This window comes from Streptococcus hyointestinalis, from assembly GCF_011039275.1.
Classification (GTDB): Bacteria; Bacillota; Bacilli; order Lactobacillales; family Streptococcaceae; genus Streptococcus; species Streptococcus hyointestinalis_A.
In genome coordinates, this window is record NZ_JAAKGB010000001.1 from 1545330 (window position 1) to 1561255 (window position 15926).

Sequence of the window (15926 nt, forward strand, 5' to 3'; positions counted from 1 at the left end):
AATACAATCAAAAAGAGGTAAATAAAATGACACAACAAGAAAGAGCATACGAACTAGCAAACCTTATCAACAATCATCCAGCGGTTTTAGAACTTGCAAAAGCTAATGCAGAAGAAACAATCAACTTTAATGAGTTGAAAGAAATTAAAACCAAAACTTCTCAAAGCACTTGGTACGATAGCAATGAATTAAATGGACGTAGCCTCTACACTTACAAAGTGTTGCCTGAGGTTTACGACTTGGCAAAAGAACTCTACAATATTCGTAAAGAAAACGAAGGTAATGATAACTTCGATTTTTACGGAACAAAATACACCACAATTAAAACCAGTGACACTGACCATGAAAATTTGATGCATAGTTTAGGCGTTGAAGTCACTATCAATCGTGCCGGAAAATGCTTAGAACTATATCAAGAAGATGTTTTGGGGCTTCAAAATGGTGAAACAATGGGTGAAAAAATCCAAAGAGAAGAACAAGAACGAATGGAAAAAGAAGCTGACTCATTGACAACATTTTGGACAACACACACTGTTGAAGAAGCTCAAAAAATAGTTATCGAACATCCAAATTTTGGAACAGGTAAACTTACAAAAGCAATCAAAGAGAACGATGATGTCGTTAGCGTTGACTTTGCCGGCAATGTAAAACAACTTACTCTTAGTTTTTTGTTAGAACGTGAATGGGTAAAATAATAAGCAGGCAACAGCCTGCTTTTATAGAAAGGGATAAAGAATCATGAAAAAAGAACTATTAAGAATGATGCAAAACGAAATTATAGAGCTAGGGGCGATTGAAATAGGCTACAATTATGCTATTATTGACGTTTTTGACCCGTGGGTCGTTATAGACACAATGACAGAGTTATCAGAATGGTGCTCATTGCATGATATGCCTGAGTATCGTCGTTATTGTTTGATTGTTACTAAAGTCATTGAAAAGATGACGCTTGACGAGTTTGAAAAAGTCGCTAAATACTTCTTGACTTACAAAGGATACATAAGACAAGAGCAAAAAGCTGCATAGGCTCGTAAAAAGGAAAAGGTGAAAATAATGGAAGAGTTAAATTTAAGCCCGCTGGGTCTGCTAATCTTTTATATTGTCTTTATCGGCTTACTGATTTTAGCTTTAAGCCTTAAAAGTTACGAGACTATAGACATAGAGAGCGAGGAAGAGCGCCAAGAGCGAGAAAAGAGAGAGGCGGAAAAAAAGCGGAATGAAATTATCGCAAGCCGCCGAGGCGCTTATATGCAAATCCAACATAGGTGAGGGGCGCTGCTCCTTATCCTTTTGTAAAAAAAACACCATGAAAACACTTGCTTTAGCTCGCTTTTCATGGTGTAATATAATTGAATCGACTTTAAGAGAGGGAAAAATATGCCAAGAAAAGCACGAAAACTAATAGAACCAACGCCAAACACGCTCCCACCTTCTTATTACCACATGAAATCGGAAATCACCGCAATGTTAGAAGCGTGGGATACCGAGTTAGAACGCTATGAGATAGACACGAGCTATATTACAAAACGTACAGGGGTTAGTTTACTAACTATATCTAAGCTACGCAATGGTAAAGCAAAGTTACAAAATATGACATTTGTAAATGTTATGAAATTATACAACCTTGCCAAGTATTGCCGTAACGTTGGCAAATTTACAGCAGAGACACGGATGAAACTGGGGCAAGAGCGCCCAGCAATCCCCCCAGTTCCTAGAAAATACGTTGAAAATTATAAGAGAAACAGGGAAAAAGAACGAGAACAGCAACAGTTAGAATTAGAAAAAAATGAAAGTGAGGGAACACCATGGACACCTTAGCAGGAGCTTTTGTTATTTTCTTCTTAATAGGCATTTTTGCCTTTCTCGTTTTAACGTTGAAAGAGGTCATTAAATACCTATGGGCGTTTATTGTGAAATTATGGAAAGATTGATTTTTAGGAGGTAGGCACATGTTTGAATTATGGTCGCTATTAACACTAGGTCCTGTACTTATTATGTTTTCCTTTGTGTTTGTAGGGTTCTATATAGTCCTTTTCGTGATTGTAAGGACAATTAAGGCGATATATGAGGCGATACAAGACCATAAACTATTAAAAGACGAAGATACCGATGAATGGTAGAGGTAAAAAAAGGTTGAAAACACGCTAAAAAAAGCGTGTTTTTTTTGATAGAAAAGGGTTGACAAATGCGCATAATGCGTATACAATAAATGGTGTAAGGAGGTAATAGCGCTTATGCCACTTATAGGCAAAGAAATGGTGAAACTTGCAAAGAAAAACGGATGGGTAGAAATCTGAATCGAAGGAAGTCACCACCATTTCAAGAAAGAAGGTTTTCCGAGAATAGTCACTATCCCAGTTCATGGAAACAAAGACTTAGGAAAAGGACTAGAAAAGAAAATCTTGAAAGATTTGGGGTTGCTGTAAGCGCCCCTTCTCTTTCATTTTTAAGGGGGGAGAAAATTATGTTGAAATCTTATCCGGCAATTTTTCATAAAGAGGGTATAGGCTATTGGGTTGAGTTCCCAGAGTTTGGCGGAGGCACCCAAGGCGATAGCCTAGAAGACGCAATGTGCAACGCTCGTGAGTTTTTAGAGAGTACTATCGCACTTTATATTGACGAAGGGCTAGAGTTGCCTAAAATGAGCAATATCGAGGATTTACACGTATCTGACGGCTTTGTCACAATGGTGCAAGCTGACCCGACACCACTTATCAAAGATAATAAAGCGATTAGAAAAAATGTAACCGTCCCCGAGTGGTTGACTAAACTAGCAGACCGCAAAGGATTGAACTATTCTGAGGTACTAACAAAAGCACTAGAAGCAAAATTACAAATTTAAAAAATATGAAAAGCTTAGATTTTTCTGAGCTTTTTTTTGCTTGTCCTTGTGCTATAATTGGTATATACCATAAAAGGAGGGCAGCTTTTGGATTGTGATTGTATGCTACTTTCAGACTATATCAAATTAAGCAACGAAGAAAAGCTAGAAACACTTTATCTTGTGAATGCTGATGGTATAGACTACGTTTTAAAGTCGTGGCGAGAGGGCTTGCTTGCGTTAAGAAGGCACTACACAAAGAGAATTCCTTTTTGTGATAATTTTGATGATCTTATGACATGCTTCCGCTACAATCCGCCTAAAGGCGTAGCCTACATGCTCTATATCGGCGATTTTGACACATACAAGTATCTTGATGATAGGCTGTACCTCTTTTTTAGACTATCTGATAATAGCTTGTCTTTTGTTGGTAGCGATGACGGCTATTATAGACAAAAATACAAAGAATTAAAGGAGTTAAGACTATGACAGAGACAGAAAAGCGCCTTTCTTCCGTTGGCAAAGTTGAGGATATGCTGACTCAGATTAAAAACATGATTGCTGCGGAGTACCATTTAAACATTCTTGTCAAAAAGTACGAAGACCAGATAGAGTTTTGGTACATGGGAGGCGACACAAGTGAGCTCACGGACGAAGAAAAGAAAGAGTTGGCAGAGACGGAGGATAATCTCTTTTTCGCTGAGACAGAGCTCATAGACATCACAGGGGCACGCCGTGAGGCTATGAAAGCCCTCCTAGCGCTTGCGAACGAGTCAGGCAATAAAGACCTATGGTGTAGTCTGAAACACATCCTAGTGGCTGAAATCACCGCTTTTGAGGTGTGGCAGGTAGACCTTAAAGACATCAAGAGCAAAGACCGCTTTTTAGATGCCGAGCGTAGGACAAACCGTTTTGTCGCTCGCTTCCTTGGCTACGAGGTCACCGCATGCAGCGCTTGCCTAGCCGACCAACTTGAGCAAGATGGATTATGATACTATTACTTTCAAAGAGTACATGGAAAAGCGCCTAGAATGGTTCGATTACTGTCAAGAGGCGACAAGTGAAACAAGCGTAATCATACCTTTTGAGCTTAATCAGCCTTGCCAGTACCTAGACCCACTCATGCAACGCTGTATCACGATAGCAACGTCTAGCGCTAGTCTCTTTGAAAGAGTGTTTTCTATTTTTTTAACGGTTATCGTGTGTGATGACGAAGTGCTAGATAGCGCATGTAAAGATAATCACTGTTTTGACCTCTTGACTGTCCCAAAATTACACGAGACAATCTGCAATCAGTTTGAGAAAGCCAAGATTATCAAGCAAGACTATATAACATGTCTCTACAACGGCATAGACGGGCGTCAGAGCGTCCAAAACTTAACAGGTGATAGTTTATACCAGTTTGTTGAAATCTTCCTCAGAAACGCTCCTGCGAGCCTATGGCGCTATTCTAGTGTGCGAGATATTTATTACAGCATCGCTAATCGCTCAGAGTTCAATTTTTTAACAAATAGGGACATTTTCAACTTTGCGAGGGCGCTCTCCTACGTGCAAGAGCTCATGATAGAGGATAATCTTTGCGATTATAAGCCCGAGGGCTATTTTAAGGCTATGAAAGAGTTCGGAGACCTCTCCAACAGCAAGAAATATAATCACGACAAGACCATAGATAAAATAATAGACTACTACATGAGTTTAGACCACAAGACAGAGTACACCAAGCGCTTTTACCCAAATGACGTGTTAGCACTAATTGATAGTTGGCAGCGTTTGGTTTTGAGACCATTTAGGACAACACAACAGGTAGACCCCAAAAGTTTAGTGGGTCGCATACGATACACGAGGGCATGGTATGACTACGAAGGCAACCAAAAATTATTGTTTGAAATTGATTGATGAGCTAGGCGGATGCTACTACACCATCGAAAAATGCGATTATCAAAAGATGAGAAAGATAGCGTCTGCATGGCGTAAAAAACGGACGGTTATCAGTGAGAATGGCGAAATTAGCGTTTTGAGAGCTACTACAGGCGAGGAGCTGTGGATATTTGAGACATAAAATCCCTAAAATTTCAAACGCCTTTACAAAGACCATGTACGAGGATATAGACCGTTTTGTCAAGTTAGATAGAAAAGCCTATGAAACACTTTTCAAACCTGTGGATGAAAGCGGTCATACTATTTTTTACTACAGAGATAAGCAATATCAAATTCTTAGTCGTTATCTCCCACCAAAAGGGGCGAAAAGACCTGAAAAATGGCAAAGTCACTTGAAAGAAGCTATGTTTGCTAGGTGTGTAGACCCCAACATCACCAAGCAAGATATAAATTACTTTTCAAACAGAGACCACCGCCTAGAAGACAAAAGGCGAAAAAGATAGAGCGTTAATGTTCTGAAATACCTCGACATATGGTATAATAAGAGTATGAAGTGTGATGACTTCAACATTTTCCTAATTTAGTGTTTTTGGGGGCATAATCACTAAATATTTTTCATTTTTTCTTTTTCATATAAATCTCTAATCTCAAAGAAAAAGATAGCTTGACTAGCTATCTTTTTTTGATTTTTCGTGCTGTTAGTTAAAAGAGGTCGAAAACGACCCCTTTTTCTTATTCTGCTTTTGTGACCGCTTTCGTTGTGTCAATCATACCAGCACTTGCACCGTCATCGCAACAATCACAAGGAGTAGTTGACTTGTCAGGCATTTTTAGACAATCCGGGAGCTCTATACTAGACATCATAGGGGTATAGACCAATTTGAACTGGTGCATACGGAAGATACCACCGCTGTTATTGTCAGAAAGCAAGCGGATTTTGATATGCTCGCCTTTTTTCAGCGTGATAGTGTCGTACATCTCCATAGCGCCGTCAGAAAGCCCCGTCATTTGCCAGTGCACAGAGCGCTCTTTTGCCATATCCTCTGAATAGGTCTCATCACTGGTATAGACCGCCATCTCCATAGTGTTATCCGCTTTAGGGTTAAGAGACGTTCCGTCAGCACACCAGCGAATATCCACCTTGTAGTCTTGGTCTGCTGCTGTTGTTCGCTTATCGTCACTTTCATTTTCAACAATCCCTGTAGTAGAGTCCATGAAAATCTCTAAATCATACTCTTGACTAATATCATGGTAAAAATCAGAGTCAGAGACCTTGCTGTTGCGGAGATACTGTACTTTAGGCTCACCTAGCTTAAATTGCCCTAGGTAGCCTGTTATGCACTCCATAAGCCCCCATAGACCACAGAGATTCTCGATATAGTGGTCGTTTTGGCAAGCCTGTTTAGAGAGAAAACGAGCAATAAAGTCTTGGTCTAGGCAATTGTACTGGTTAGCCATACAAGCCAGTCTGCCAACGCCTGTATCATTTTCTTCTTTCAAGGCGTGACAATCCCCTGCTAGAATGTCATCGCACTCACAATCATTATACCAACACTTACTATCCGAGTCATCGGGAAATTTGTAGTAGTCGCTTGTCTTGTCTTTTTCCACGGATGCGCTTTGAATTTCAGTTACTTCTTCTGCCATTTAGCCCTCCTCTGTTATACTTGGGTCAAAAACATCGCTTGAGCCATCGCTATAAAACCGTCTAAACGTGCCGTCATCTAGCTTTACCACAGCGACTAGTTCTATCTCATTACAGCAATCACCACACGCATTACAGCTTAATTTAGTCATTTTCTACTCCTCTTCATCAATGATGACATCCCTTGTTACTGTCGATGCCCCGCCGGCACTGATGTTTGTTGATGTGCCTTTGTTGTCATCACCGCAACAACAATTTTTGCATTCTACCACTTTTGGAACTGGTGGGATATTATCACTAGCTTTTAGGTCTCTGAGGTATTTCACCTCACAACGTCTATCTTTTTCAGGTAATGTGTACACCATTTATGCACTCCTTTTCTATTTTGGACAATCAATCGGACAAGGACTTGTAAAGTCTGGAATTTTATCGTTATTATTATCATACTTGGCGTAAGCCGTTCCATAGGTAGGGTCTAGCTGCCATGTATCCGCAATGTTGAATAGGGCAATGTCGCCAGTTGAGGCTTTTGGATGCAAAGTTACCACCTTGCCCACTGTCACGGTCTTATTAACGTTCTGATTCCATGTACTGTATGGGTTATAGGTCTGATTGACAATTTTAGTGCCGTCTATCTTAGAAATAGAGATATTAGCGCTAGATGAGCCTGCACGTTTAGCTTTATAGGACAGGGTAGTAATGGTATAGGACTTGATATTAACTGTCACTGTGCCGTCTTTATTAGCGGTATAGTCAGCGTCCACCTTACCGTTAATCTCACCGACACCTACCTCTGCCCCTGAAAAGACCATGTTCCATACAAACTTAAAGGTCTTGTCTTTCTGATTGACACTAGATTTCATGTAAGTAACCCCACCAGTTGACGAACCGCCACCACTAGTCCGACTTGCTAGACCAAAGGCAACATTATCAATCATCGCTGCGATAATGGACTCTTGCAGGTCATCTATGCGCTTATTAAGACAGGCTAGCGTCTGGCATAAGCGCTTGAGTTCCGAGGTCAAAAAACAGATTTGGGCGATGATGTTTTTAAATAAACACCAAAACTGATACAGAACTTTCGCCATTTTCTTTGGCAAGGTCGTATAATCTTCTGTGGTTTGGATACTATTTAGAGCACATAGAATATGCTCATCGTTTGCATCCATAAGAGCCGTACAATTATCGTAACCAGGCTCTATCTTCTCACAAGCACAGTCTACACAGTCTCTGCTTGTTGCTTTTTTATTAGCCATTGCGACTTCCTCCTGATGATGTAGAAATACTTGTTGAAACAGATACACCCACTACGCTTGTTATAGGCTCAGCCATATCCTCTTTTAGCTTAGTATCACAATCGCTATGTATGACTTTGTAATACGCTTCTAAAGCCTTGATACGGTTTTGCAAGCACTCGGCATTATCCCACATTTGAGAGAGCTTATCTGTTAGCCAGCAAACCGCTGTGATGATTTTTCCAATCATGCAATGCAATCTAAAGAGAACTTGCCAAGCCATAATTGGAATGTCACAGCGAGGAGTTATAGCGACACCGGCACGCATATTCTTGAAAACATCCGCCTCCTCATGGAGCTTGTCGCACATATTCCACCCTGCTTCAAATTCTTGACAGTTACAGTCTACACAACACTTACAGTAAGTCGTCATGATAGGCGGTATCATGAGCTTGCCAGGCGTTTCTCCTTGTTGGCTGAGAAGCGCCAATGCTGCCTTGATTTGATTCACTACCACTGTTGGGTCAAAGTTTTCATCATAGTAGACCCACTGACAATCTTTTGAGGCTATCACAAGAGGATTTTCCATAACCTCTGCCAACTCTGCACTTTCATAAGGCGTAGCCACAGGACTACCGCCGTCATAGCAGACATTGCACTTGAGATAAGGCTCGTGGTATACAATAATAGCAGGCTCTACAACTACTTTTTGAGGTGCTGTAGGCTCTGTTGGGTAATGAGGCTCAATAGGCGCTGTTGGTATGCTAGGTGGCAATTCATTAAAGGGAGTAGGTTCTGTCGGTCTTGTCGGCTCTACAGGTTTCGTTGGTCTGATAACCTGTTGCCTTGTAAAGATGTTTTGGTGTCGCTGAGCTGGCTCATCTCCACGCACTTCAAACTTTAAGTGAGTGAAATTATTAGGCAGGGTGAAAGTCTTGCTCCACTTGATTGTAGATAAGTGCCAATTAGCCCCATAAGCGAGACCTTGGGTGCTGGCATGCTTAGCGACAAGAATATTCCGCTCAATCGTTCCCCAGCTCGCTTGATTGTCTATGGAGTAGTAAACATCCACATACCAGTCGTAGGTAAAGTTACCTCGCACATACTTCTGATTAAGAATAGCCTGTCCGCTTGCATTAGACCCATAGCCAACTAAAGATAACTCGATATTAACAGACGTACCTGCATCGTTAAGCGAGTTGAATTTAACACCGTTACCAAAACCAGCATTTTTAGCAGAGGTTAGGTTGAGTCCATACATGCTACCATTAGGACTACCACCCATGGTGACGTTGTTATAAGGACCGCTTTTAGCGTACGTTCCCCATGCTTCTAGCCAGCCGTTCGAGGTATTTCCTCCTTGCCAGCTGTTGTATTCATCTAATTTTTTCTGATACTCTACATAAGCTGCTTGATAGGCTGCTAAATCACTATCGTATTGCTGCTTTGCTGCGTCGTAGGCTGCTTTTTTGCTGTCATAACTAGCTCTGTTGGCTTTGTAGACTTCTAAAGAAGCCTGATAAGACTGTAATTGACTAGCATACCTTGCTTTTAGACTATTGACCTTTTGAGTATAGTTTGCAAAGTCTCTTTGATAAGTTGCGAGTGCTTTTTGGTAGGCTGCTATTTTTGCGCTGTTTTCCTTAGCTTTCTCGACCGCTCGTTTCATCACTTCGATTTGTTGCAACTTGAATTGTCGCTCTTCGTATGCGTCACAGACCAGCTCGTCACCACCACGGATAAATTTCACATAGTCAAGTTCTTGTGCCACCAACTCATCAAACTCTTTCACATACTGAGTCATCGCTTACCTCCTTTCTGTCCTATTAGGGTACTAAAAAAAGCGACTCATGGCATTAAGTCGCTTAATTCTTTTTGTTCTTCATTTTTTCCTGTCTAAATAAGCCAGCACCAGCACAGTGCCAGTAATCAGTAGCCCCAGAACAAGGCTCGCTGTGTTGTTAGTCACTCTGTACCTCCTCATAAGTTTTCTCAAAAATGTCTGGTTTGCAAGAGGAAAACTCACCTTTAACACCCTTGATGATATAATCTCCAATTTCAGCAATCACAGTACCTTTTCGTGCCACAATAGATATTCTGTTCGTTTCAGGGAGCAGATAGAACCCATACCTATTCTTAGACCCATTAAAGAACTTTTTCAATTCCTCAACATTCTCCCCAGTCCATTGAACAGCTTCAACTGGTTTCTTGCGGTATGTTTTAATCATCTTCCGCCTCCTCAACTTCAAACATTTCGTTATCAAACACACCACCAAAGCCTGCATCGATTAGTTCTTGTTTGGTGAATAAATGTTTCCCATCTTCTTCATCAAAAGGATTAGGTAACGTAAAAATAAAAGAGTCACCTTGTTTAACCAGAATCTGATTTGTATGCTTAGGTATAACCATATACCTCTTCTCCTTATCAACCTCATAGCCATCTAGCCATGCACGAGCAAAAGTGTCGCTATTTTCTTGAACCCAATCATCAATTTCATTTATGTCATCGTCAAGGCTATAAATATTTAAGGCGTCATACAATGTCATGTCGTTTTCTTTAAGACTTACAATTATATCCGCTATAAACTGAGGTATTTTCACTTTTTTGTTTATATCCATTTGTGCTATAGTTGCTTGATATTGAATCGCTTTTCCAAGCAAACCAAAATCAAGAGTACATAAAGACTCACTTAGCTCCTTCACAGTTGCCTTCAACAACACCTCATCCCCGACTTTATATTTTAGTTCCTCACTCATCACTTATCCTCCTGAATCTCTTCTAACTGTTCAACCAGCTTCACATAAGCTTCATAGCACTTGCCAGATAATTCGCTATCTGCATAAGCTTTCTCTATCAGCTCTTGACCTGTACCGTAGAAACAACCGACTTTCCACATTTTGTTTGATTTAGTGTAAGTAAAGTAGCGACCGCTTGACCAGTTGTTTTTGAAAACTATATAGTCGTCATCTGACTTGACCCTTGCATCGCCATAGACCTCTGCATCGCCAAAGACCTCTGCATTGTCACAGACCCTTGCATTGTCAAAGACCCTAGCATTGTCATAAACCCACGCATTGCCATAGTGGCTTAGATTGTTTTCGCTCTCAATATAGCCACCTAAATCGCCTTTTTCAACATTGCCAAAATCTCGTAATGCTTTAATACGATATAGTGTACGTCCTGACATAATTTTTGTGTCATCTTTTAGTAGTTCGTATTTTTTCATCAGTTTTCACCTCTTTTTTTAATGGTTGCGCAACCTATACGCTGTGACCCTTTCACAAACCACAGCGCCCGCCGTCAGACTGTAAAAAATATAATTTAAGGAGCAAATCTAAAAATGGTATCGTTGAAAGATTTGTCTGACGGCAATAACCAGTGGACGAGTCGAACGTCCATACACCAATCTGGCTACCAAAAAAATAAAATTGCTATAAGCCTGCTTAGCTTAGTCTTTGGCTGCTTTTAACGTGAATCCCAGCACGTATAGCCAGTAGCCGAATCGAACAGCTATAAACACCAGTCTGACTACACAATATCTTGGTTCTAGTTCGCTTTTAACGAGGTTCACGGCTCGTAGTTTACAGTCTCTTGGCTATTTCAGCAATCACATTCACTGTCACGCTATTTCCTGCTTGCTTGTATAGCTGACTATTTGAGTTAACCGCTTGAGCCTTATCAAATGCCCAGTCAGGAAAACCTTGCAATCGCCAGCACTCACGAGGGGTTAATTTACGGATTTGAAACTCATCTACACTTTGGATGATTTTAGGCTCTTGTCCTCCGCCTTGCATGGTTGTTAGGGTCGGTGAAATTCCTTTAGGATGGTAAACTCTTGAGTTTTGCTCGTGGTTGCCCGGTAAGTTTCCCACTACCACAACACCGTGCCTATCTTGCCCAGTCAATGTAAACATAGGCTCTCCATCCTCTTTAAAGCGTCTGCCATTCTGTCGTTTCGTTGCTCTATCTGGAGTTAACACTGGGATAGCTACTTGCTTAGGCGTTTTATAGTCTGTGGCTACTAAAGCACCGATAATGCCATCAGAATCGTAAACAAACTCTCTCGTCCCTAGACTAGTTCCTTGAGGGTTTTTCGTATTCCCTACGATTTTGATTTTTGATTGATTATCAAGTTTTTCACCTTCTCCTCCGATAGGAAATACTTGCTTGGTACATTCTCCTCTAAGATGTCCGATAATGAACACTCGCTCTCTGTTTTGGGGGACGCCAAAGTCTTTGCTGTTAAGCACTTGCCATTCTGCATCGTACCCCAGCTCTGAAAGCGCTGCGAGGATTGTCTCAAAGGTATTTCCTTTGTCGTGATTGAGGAGGCCTTTGACATTTTCAAGGAAAAGATAACGAGGTTTGAGAATAGATGCGAACCGTGCGATTTCAAAAAAGAGAGTTCCTCTTGTATCTTCAAATCCTTTGCGTTTTCCCGCAACGCTGAAAGCCTGACACGGAAATCCTCCGCAGATAACGTCAATGTGTCCAAGTTGTCGAATAGACTCGTCTGTAACTGCTGTGACATCGTGAAATTCAACCTCTCCTTTCGTATCGTGTATAGCCTTGTAGCTAGCTCTTGCAAATTTATCAATCTCCGCAAATCCAACACAGGTATGTCCGGCGGCTTCCATACCAAAACGAAAACCACCGATACCTGCAAATAAGTCTAAAAATTTCATCAGTTAATCCACCTTATGATTGGCTCACCTTTATAGCCTTTTTCCCAAATATACCAAGCATAGCAAACCGCACTAGAGGTATACTTATCAAATTCACCGTTTTTAGCACAATTTAGACGGCAACTGGCTACGTAGATAACTTTAGGAGGATTTTCCTTAAAGAGGTGTTTTCTAGCCTTTCCTTCCAAAAATTGAATTTTTAGAAACATAGCCACCTTAGCGCCAGTTCCCACTATAGACAATGCGTGCTCAACGAATTTCAAAGCGTATTTGTAAGGCGGGTTGGTTATAATATCACCGGTCCATTTCTTTATTTCAAAGAAATCTCCAACCTTTCCAAATCCTCTGTCTATCTTGTCATAACTGACAACATGGTAACCCCAAGATGATAATTCTTTCGATATGTGTCCTTGACCGCAGGCTGGCTCTAAAACATTGTGATTAAATAGCTCTTTTTCCAACAATAGTCTAGTCGCTTTTGGCTCTGTAGCGTAATAATCATTCACTTCTCGTTCTTCTAAGCTATGACCTTGAGCGCCCAACGTCTTAAAGATTGCTGTTTTATTACCTACCCAATCTTTTTCCATCAGCTTCCTCTCAAATACTCTGGAATCTCATCGCCAACATGAATACTATCGAACTGCTCTTTTGTGACGAGAAAACGTCCGTAAGCGCCGATAGTGATAGTATAACGCCCCTCGATGACTTCCTTGTCTGTGACTTTGCCAACAATCGAACCACCTGCGTTATCGACTTTGTGAATGATGATTTTGGGCTGTTGTGCTTTGAGCTGATGGCGCAAACGATCATTATCGTTAAGACAAACTATAACTATCAATAACAAAATAACTATTGACATTCCTGGGATTGTCTCGTATTTAGTCATCTTCACTCCTTTTTATTTTCTAAGTAAATTCCGTGATAGCCAAAACCTTTGTTATGTCTGGATTTAGCTATTTTCCAAGTAAATTCTTATCGTCCAACCACCAGAGATTATCTGTGAGCTCCTTATTCTCATAGATGTTACCGATGACTTCAGCGTCTTCAACAGTAAGCCACAGCTCTCGACCGTCTGTGCGCCTATCAATCCTCCAAGCGCCAGACCTAAACTGTCTGACACCATAGATACCACTCATAGCTGTGTTCGGCACTTCAACTTTGACAATATCGCCGTCGAAGATTTCAACACCGTTTTTGTCGTTCATACCTGTTGACTGCATTAAGTGAATGTCTTTGAAATCTACTATACACATGACATATTCATCAACATCATACTGAATGCAACGACTTTGGAAATCAATAATCCAAACATCATCTGCATTCAACATGCTCTTCCATTCCTTATTCCACGCTCTAAATTTTGGTATCACTTCAAGTCCTCCGAAATTATCTCATATGTCTCTTCAAAAATATCTGGTTTACAAGGATAAAACTCACCTTGAACACCCTTGATAATATAATCACCCTTTTGGGCTACCATATCCCCCTCAAGTGTTGGTATTACGATACTTAAATCAGAGCATAAAGTATTTTTTCCAATAAATTCTCTAATTTCTTCATAATTTGAGCCTGTAAATCTAATAGCCTCAATCTCAACAGGTTTCTTTTTATATTTCATCGCTTACCTCCTCAATCAAGTAAAAAGCATTGTGTGCGCCATAATCAACCTTAGTCATTCCATCACTTTCCCAGACCCTACGATAAAACCTATTAGGAATACTCGATTTAGTCTTTATCAAATATTCCATATATTCCAAAGCCTCATCCTCAGTCTCAAAAGTTCCTTGCAACTCTGGAGCTTTTTGGTTGATTTGAAAATATAAGTTATACATGCTGTACCCCCAACCTATAACAACCAATCCAAAGAGGCAAGAATAAGACCTTTTATCAAAAGTCGACATCTTCAATCATCCTCCAAAAAATCATCAATCGTCATCTGCACCCCTCGCTCAAAATAAACTCGGTTGAAACGTGGAAAGCATCTGCTCTTTAGCCTTGCGATAAAAGTCCTTCTTAATCTCAAAGCCGTAAGCATTGCGATTTATCTCAATCGCAGCCCGCAAAGTCGAACCGCTACCAGCCACTGGATCAATCACAACATCACCCTCATCCGTGAAAATTTCAATCAGCCGTTTTAAAACAGGTATCGGTTTTTGTGTGGGGTGGATAGTTGGGTAAGAGCTATCTTTTTCCCAAGGGGCATGATTAAGTATCATCGCCCCACCGTTGTTGAATTTAGGCAACTTGTCACGATATAAGACCGTCGCCTCCTCAACCGCTCCCACAATTTTCATGTTAGCTTTTAAGACTTGTGGACTTGATTTCTTTGTGAAATACAGCGGATAAGCGTTGTTAAAGCCGTGTCTTTTTCCACACTCAATTACCATGTCACGCTGTTGCCACGCGTGAAAGACTATCATCGCTGGCGCTTGCCCTTTGGCTTTAGGTTCTTTCTTGAGCAGGCGACTACAGAAATCAAAGAAATTATTGATTTTAAAGTCATTGTCTGTATCAAAGAACGACTTACCAGCAAGCTTGCTCTCACCGTTCTTATTGTCGCCGTCTTTGTACCAGCGAGGGTCACTAGCATAGGCATTGTTACCGAGATTATAAGGGATGTCAGCAATAATCAGCTGTGCCCTAGGGATGTTATACCGTTTGGCATTTTCAAAGTGGTCATTATACAACTCACACTTAAACGTTTTCTGTCTCTCATCCATGTTATTTTTTACCTTTCTCTCGTTCCTCTTTCTCAACAGCATCCGCAAGCCACTTCAAGCACCTTTCAGCTTTCCGCAAATCCTGCGAGCCGTTCTTTTTTTGAAAGCGCAAGATATACTTCACAACGTCCTTAAAATCAGCCGCAGCCATACCTTGCAAGTCGCCGATGAAATTTTCAACCACCGAACGAACTTCCAACCCATACTCTCCTTGGTAGTGGCTCGGCTTATGTACTGGGTCGAAGTCGCTTTCTCCGTCTTGTTTGAGGTAAGAACCCTCCTCTGTTGGTTTTAAGTTGATATACAATGTCCCACCAACTTTCAAGTGACACTCAGGGCAATCTGAAAACGCAGAAGAAAACTCATTGCCACAAACAAGGCAAGTACGCCATAATCCATTATCCATATCACAATAACCCCATATCTACTAATTGTGCCCGCTCAAGGTAAGTTGCCCTGATATACTCTTTTTCCTTTGGAGAACTCTGTCTATCGGACTCAACTTTCCTGTAGCCTTTCTTGAGAAATTCTCGTTTAATTTTCCCATCACGTAAACCTTTATTGAAGCTGTGTTCCTGCAAATTGTAGTGAGCCTGCGCTTCGTTATTCGTCCCTTCAAAGACATCATCTTGATATTCAAAACGATAGACATTAACTTGTCGCTTTTCGTGCGTATTGGGGGTTTTATCAACTACTTCACGCAGCAACCTCTTATCATTTCGCATTTTATCTAGCTTGCCAAGACCGCATTTAAAATGCTCACAAGCTTGTCTGCGTGTCCCCTCGAACACTTCGCCTGTCTCAACTATCGTGTAACGGTAAATGTTCATGTTCCTACCTCTTCAATTTCTATGCTATAACCACGCTCGGGTGGATAAGTTAACTCCAGTCTGTGCCTTGTCACTCTTGCCATAAAATGCGAGTCGTGACGTTCACGGAAA

Annotated in this window: 27 protein-coding genes and 1 pseudogene; 11 read left to right on the forward strand and 17 right to left on the reverse strand. The window is 40.9% G+C overall.

Translation table 11 applies throughout. The annotated features are described in order from the left end of the window. The first annotated feature begins 26 nt into the window (after positions 1-26). The 11 genes and pseudogenes from G5B60_RS07585 (at position 27) to G5B60_RS07635 (ending at position 5202) form a co-directional block, all read left to right on the forward strand. A complete protein-coding gene (locus tag G5B60_RS07585) occupies positions 27-695 on the forward strand; it encodes a hypothetical protein (protein ID WP_164683472.1) in 669 nt (222 codons plus the stop codon). 43 nt (positions 696-738) lie between these two features. After that, a complete protein-coding gene (locus G5B60_RS07590) occupies positions 739-1026 on the forward strand; it encodes a hypothetical protein (RefSeq protein ID WP_164683473.1) in 288 nt (95 codons plus the stop codon). A gap of 27 nt (positions 1027-1053) precedes the next feature. Next, complete coding sequence (locus G5B60_RS07595) at positions 1054-1269, forward strand: hypothetical protein (RefSeq protein WP_164683474.1); 216 nt, start codon at positions 1054-1056, stop codon at positions 1267-1269. Positions 1270-1377: 108 nt separating this feature from the next. Beyond that, positions 1378-1818, forward strand: a complete 441-nt coding sequence (locus G5B60_RS07600; RefSeq protein ID WP_164683475.1) for a hypothetical protein — start codon at positions 1378-1380, stop codon at positions 1816-1818. Between the two features lie 416 nt (positions 1819-2234). Then, positions 2235-2426: pseudogene (locus tag G5B60_RS07605) on the forward strand (type II toxin-antitoxin system HicA family toxin). A 38-nt stretch (positions 2427-2464) separates the two neighbouring features. Next, positions 2465-2842, forward strand: a complete 378-nt coding sequence (locus G5B60_RS07610) for a type II toxin-antitoxin system HicB family antitoxin (RefSeq protein ID WP_164683476.1) — start codon at positions 2465-2467, stop codon at positions 2840-2842. A gap of 87 nt (positions 2843-2929) precedes the next feature. After that, positions 2930-3310: a hypothetical protein gene (locus G5B60_RS07615; RefSeq protein ID WP_164683477.1), complete on the forward strand. Its 381-nt coding sequence runs from the start codon at positions 2930-2932 to the stop codon at positions 3308-3310. Next, positions 3307-3813, forward strand: a complete 507-nt coding sequence (locus G5B60_RS07620) for a hypothetical protein (RefSeq protein ID WP_164683478.1) — start codon at positions 3307-3309, stop codon at positions 3811-3813. The genes G5B60_RS07615 and G5B60_RS07620 overlap by 4 nt, the downstream gene beginning before the upstream one ends. After that, complete coding sequence (locus tag G5B60_RS07625; protein ID WP_164683479.1) at positions 3803-4717, forward strand: hypothetical protein; 915 nt, start codon at positions 3803-3805, stop codon at positions 4715-4717. The genes G5B60_RS07620 and G5B60_RS07625 overlap by 11 nt, the downstream gene beginning before the upstream one ends. After that, positions 4674-4880 carry a hypothetical protein gene (locus G5B60_RS07630; protein WP_164683480.1) on the forward strand — a complete coding sequence of 69 codons (207 nt, stop codon included), beginning with the start codon at positions 4674-4676 and terminating at the stop codon, positions 4878-4880. The genes G5B60_RS07625 and G5B60_RS07630 overlap by 44 nt, the downstream gene beginning before the upstream one ends. Continuing rightward, on the forward strand, positions 4870-5202 hold the full coding sequence (locus G5B60_RS07635) for a hypothetical protein (protein WP_164683481.1): 333 nt from the start codon (positions 4870-4872) through the stop codon (positions 5200-5202). Before G5B60_RS07630 ends, G5B60_RS07635 begins: the two co-directional genes overlap by 11 nt. A 229-nt stretch (positions 5203-5431) precedes the next feature. Here G5B60_RS07635 and G5B60_RS07640 read toward each other — a convergent pair whose 3' ends face one another. The 17 genes from G5B60_RS07640 to G5B60_RS07720 all read right to left on the reverse strand — a co-directional run bounded on the left by G5B60_RS07640 (position 5432) and on the right by G5B60_RS07720 (position 15815). Further along, entirely contained in the window at positions 5432-6346 is a 915-nt protein-coding gene (locus tag G5B60_RS07640) for a hypothetical protein (protein WP_164683482.1), read from the reverse strand. Next, entirely contained in the window at positions 6347-6496 is a 150-nt protein-coding gene (locus tag G5B60_RS07645) for a hypothetical protein (protein ID WP_164683483.1), read from the reverse strand. Positions 6497-6499: 3 nt separating this feature from the next. After that, positions 6500-6709: a hypothetical protein gene (locus G5B60_RS07650; protein ID WP_164683484.1), complete on the reverse strand. Its 210-nt coding sequence runs from the start codon at positions 6707-6709 to the stop codon at positions 6500-6502. 15 nt (positions 6710-6724) lie between these two features. Beyond that, a complete protein-coding gene (locus G5B60_RS07655; RefSeq protein ID WP_164683485.1) occupies positions 6725-7600 on the reverse strand; it encodes a hypothetical protein in 876 nt (291 codons plus the stop codon). Then, positions 7593-9383 carry a hypothetical protein gene (locus G5B60_RS07660; RefSeq protein ID WP_164683486.1) on the reverse strand — a complete coding sequence of 597 codons (1791 nt, stop codon included), beginning with the start codon at positions 9381-9383 and terminating at the stop codon, positions 7593-7595. The genes G5B60_RS07655 and G5B60_RS07660 overlap by 8 nt, the downstream gene beginning before the upstream one ends. A 157-nt stretch (positions 9384-9540) precedes the next feature. Then, entirely contained in the window at positions 9541-9807 is a 267-nt protein-coding gene (locus tag G5B60_RS07665) for a hypothetical protein (protein WP_164683487.1), read from the reverse strand. Then, positions 9800-10336 (reverse strand): DUF1642 domain-containing protein, encoded by a 537-nt coding sequence (locus G5B60_RS07670; RefSeq protein WP_164683488.1) that lies wholly within the window; start codon positions 10334-10336, stop codon positions 9800-9802. Before G5B60_RS07670 ends, G5B60_RS07665 begins: the two co-directional genes overlap by 8 nt. After that, positions 10336-10806, reverse strand: a complete 471-nt coding sequence (locus G5B60_RS07675) for a hypothetical protein (RefSeq protein WP_164683489.1) — start codon at positions 10804-10806, stop codon at positions 10336-10338. Before G5B60_RS07675 ends, G5B60_RS07670 begins: the two co-directional genes overlap by 1 nt. 355 nt (positions 10807-11161) lie before the next feature. After that, positions 11162-12265, reverse strand: a complete 1104-nt coding sequence (locus tag G5B60_RS07680; RefSeq protein WP_164683490.1) for a DNA cytosine methyltransferase — start codon at positions 12263-12265, stop codon at positions 11162-11164. Continuing rightward, complete coding sequence (locus G5B60_RS07685) at positions 12265-12852, reverse strand: NAD(P)-dependent oxidoreductase (RefSeq protein ID WP_206225091.1); 588 nt, start codon at positions 12850-12852, stop codon at positions 12265-12267. Before G5B60_RS07685 ends, G5B60_RS07680 begins: the two co-directional genes overlap by 1 nt. Next, a complete protein-coding gene (locus tag G5B60_RS07690) occupies positions 12852-13151 on the reverse strand; it encodes a DUF1372 family protein (RefSeq protein WP_241154515.1) in 300 nt (99 codons plus the stop codon). Before G5B60_RS07690 ends, G5B60_RS07685 begins: the two co-directional genes overlap by 1 nt. A gap of 67 nt (positions 13152-13218) precedes the next feature. Beyond that, the gene (locus tag G5B60_RS07695; RefSeq protein WP_164683491.1) at positions 13219-13635 is read right to left on the reverse strand and encodes a YopX family protein; all 417 of its coding nucleotides are present in this window, start codon (positions 13633-13635) and stop codon (positions 13219-13221) included. Continuing rightward, positions 13632-13883 (reverse strand): hypothetical protein, encoded by a 252-nt coding sequence (locus G5B60_RS07700; RefSeq protein WP_164683492.1) that lies wholly within the window; start codon positions 13881-13883, stop codon positions 13632-13634. Before G5B60_RS07700 ends, G5B60_RS07695 begins: the two co-directional genes overlap by 4 nt. Beyond that, complete coding sequence (locus G5B60_RS07705; protein ID WP_241154517.1) at positions 13873-14166, reverse strand: hypothetical protein; 294 nt, start codon at positions 14164-14166, stop codon at positions 13873-13875. Before G5B60_RS07705 ends, G5B60_RS07700 begins: the two co-directional genes overlap by 11 nt. Positions 14167-14214: 48 nt before the next feature. Beyond that, positions 14215-14985: a DNA-methyltransferase gene (locus tag G5B60_RS07710; protein ID WP_164683493.1), complete on the reverse strand. Its 771-nt coding sequence runs from the start codon at positions 14983-14985 to the stop codon at positions 14215-14217. 1 nt (position 14986) lies between these two features. Next, on the reverse strand, positions 14987-15391 hold the full coding sequence (locus G5B60_RS11480) for a DUF3310 domain-containing protein (RefSeq protein WP_164683494.1): 405 nt from the start codon (positions 15389-15391) through the stop codon (positions 14987-14989). A 1-nt stretch (position 15392) separates the two neighbouring features. Next, positions 15393-15815, reverse strand: coding sequence for a hypothetical protein (locus G5B60_RS07720; protein ID WP_164683495.1), 423 nt, complete (start codon positions 15813-15815; stop codon positions 15393-15395). Positions 15816-15926: the final 111 nt, after the last annotated feature.

Coding starts and splice junctions, on each gene's coding strand:
- G5B60_RS07610 (WP_164683476.1), top strand. CDS start 2,465: ATGTTGAAATCTTATCCGGCAATTTTTCATAAAGAGGGTATAGGCTAT.
- G5B60_RS11480 (WP_164683494.1), bottom strand. CDS start 15,391: ATGGATAATGGATTATGGCGTACTTGCCTTGTTTGTGGCAATGAGTTT.
- G5B60_RS07630 (WP_164683480.1), top strand. CDS start 4,674: ATGACTACGAAGGCAACCAAAAATTATTGTTTGAAATTGATTGATGAG.
- G5B60_RS07660 (WP_164683486.1), bottom strand. CDS start 9,383: ATGACTCAGTATGTGAAAGAGTTTGATGAGTTGGTGGCACAAGAACTT.
- G5B60_RS07640 (WP_164683482.1), bottom strand. CDS start 6,346: ATGGCAGAAGAAGTAACTGAAATTCAAAGCGCATCCGTGGAAAAAGAC.
- G5B60_RS07675 (WP_164683489.1), bottom strand. CDS start 10,806: ATGAAAAAATACGAACTACTAAAAGATGACACAAAAATTATGTCAGGA.
- G5B60_RS07600 (WP_164683475.1), top strand. CDS start 1,378: ATGCCAAGAAAAGCACGAAAACTAATAGAACCAACGCCAAACACGCTC.
- G5B60_RS07595 (WP_164683474.1), top strand. CDS start 1,054: ATGGAAGAGTTAAATTTAAGCCCGCTGGGTCTGCTAATCTTTTATATT.
- G5B60_RS07585 (WP_164683472.1), top strand. CDS start 27: ATGACACAACAAGAAAGAGCATACGAACTAGCAAACCTTATCAACAAT.
- G5B60_RS07700 (WP_164683492.1), bottom strand. CDS start 13,883: ATGAAATATAAAAAGAAACCTGTTGAGATTGAGGCTATTAGATTTACA.
- G5B60_RS07705 (WP_241154517.1), bottom strand. CDS start 14,166: ATGTCGACTTTTGATAAAAGGTCTTATTCTTGCCTCTTTGGATTGGTT.
- G5B60_RS07690 (WP_241154515.1), bottom strand. CDS start 13,151: ATGACTAAATACGAGACAATCCCAGGAATGTCAATAGTTATTTTGTTA.
- G5B60_RS07625 (WP_164683479.1), top strand. CDS start 3,803: ATGGATTATGATACTATTACTTTCAAAGAGTACATGGAAAAGCGCCTA.
- G5B60_RS07720 (WP_164683495.1), bottom strand. CDS start 15,815: ATGAACATTTACCGTTACACGATAGTTGAGACAGGCGAAGTGTTCGAG.
- G5B60_RS07665 (WP_164683487.1), bottom strand. CDS start 9,807: ATGATTAAAACATACCGCAAGAAACCAGTTGAAGCTGTTCAATGGACT.
- G5B60_RS07680 (WP_164683490.1), bottom strand. CDS start 12,265: ATGAAATTTTTAGACTTATTTGCAGGTATCGGTGGTTTTCGTTTTGGT.
- G5B60_RS07655 (WP_164683485.1), bottom strand. CDS start 7,600: ATGGCTAATAAAAAAGCAACAAGCAGAGACTGTGTAGACTGTGCTTGT.
- G5B60_RS07710 (WP_164683493.1), bottom strand. CDS start 14,985: ATGGATGAGAGACAGAAAACGTTTAAGTGTGAGTTGTATAATGACCAC.
- G5B60_RS07685 (WP_206225091.1), bottom strand. CDS start 12,852: ATGGAAAAAGATTGGGTAGGTAATAAAACAGCAATCTTTAAGACGTTG.
- G5B60_RS07670 (WP_164683488.1), bottom strand. CDS start 10,336: ATGAGTGAGGAACTAAAATATAAAGTCGGGGATGAGGTGTTGTTGAAG.
- G5B60_RS07620 (WP_164683478.1), top strand. CDS start 3,307: ATGACAGAGACAGAAAAGCGCCTTTCTTCCGTTGGCAAAGTTGAGGAT.
- G5B60_RS07645 (WP_164683483.1), bottom strand. CDS start 6,496: ATGACTAAATTAAGCTGTAATGCGTGTGGTGATTGCTGTAATGAGATA.
- G5B60_RS07590 (WP_164683473.1), top strand. CDS start 739: ATGAAAAAAGAACTATTAAGAATGATGCAAAACGAAATTATAGAGCTA.
- G5B60_RS07650 (WP_164683484.1), bottom strand. CDS start 6,709: ATGGTGTACACATTACCTGAAAAAGATAGACGTTGTGAGGTGAAATAC.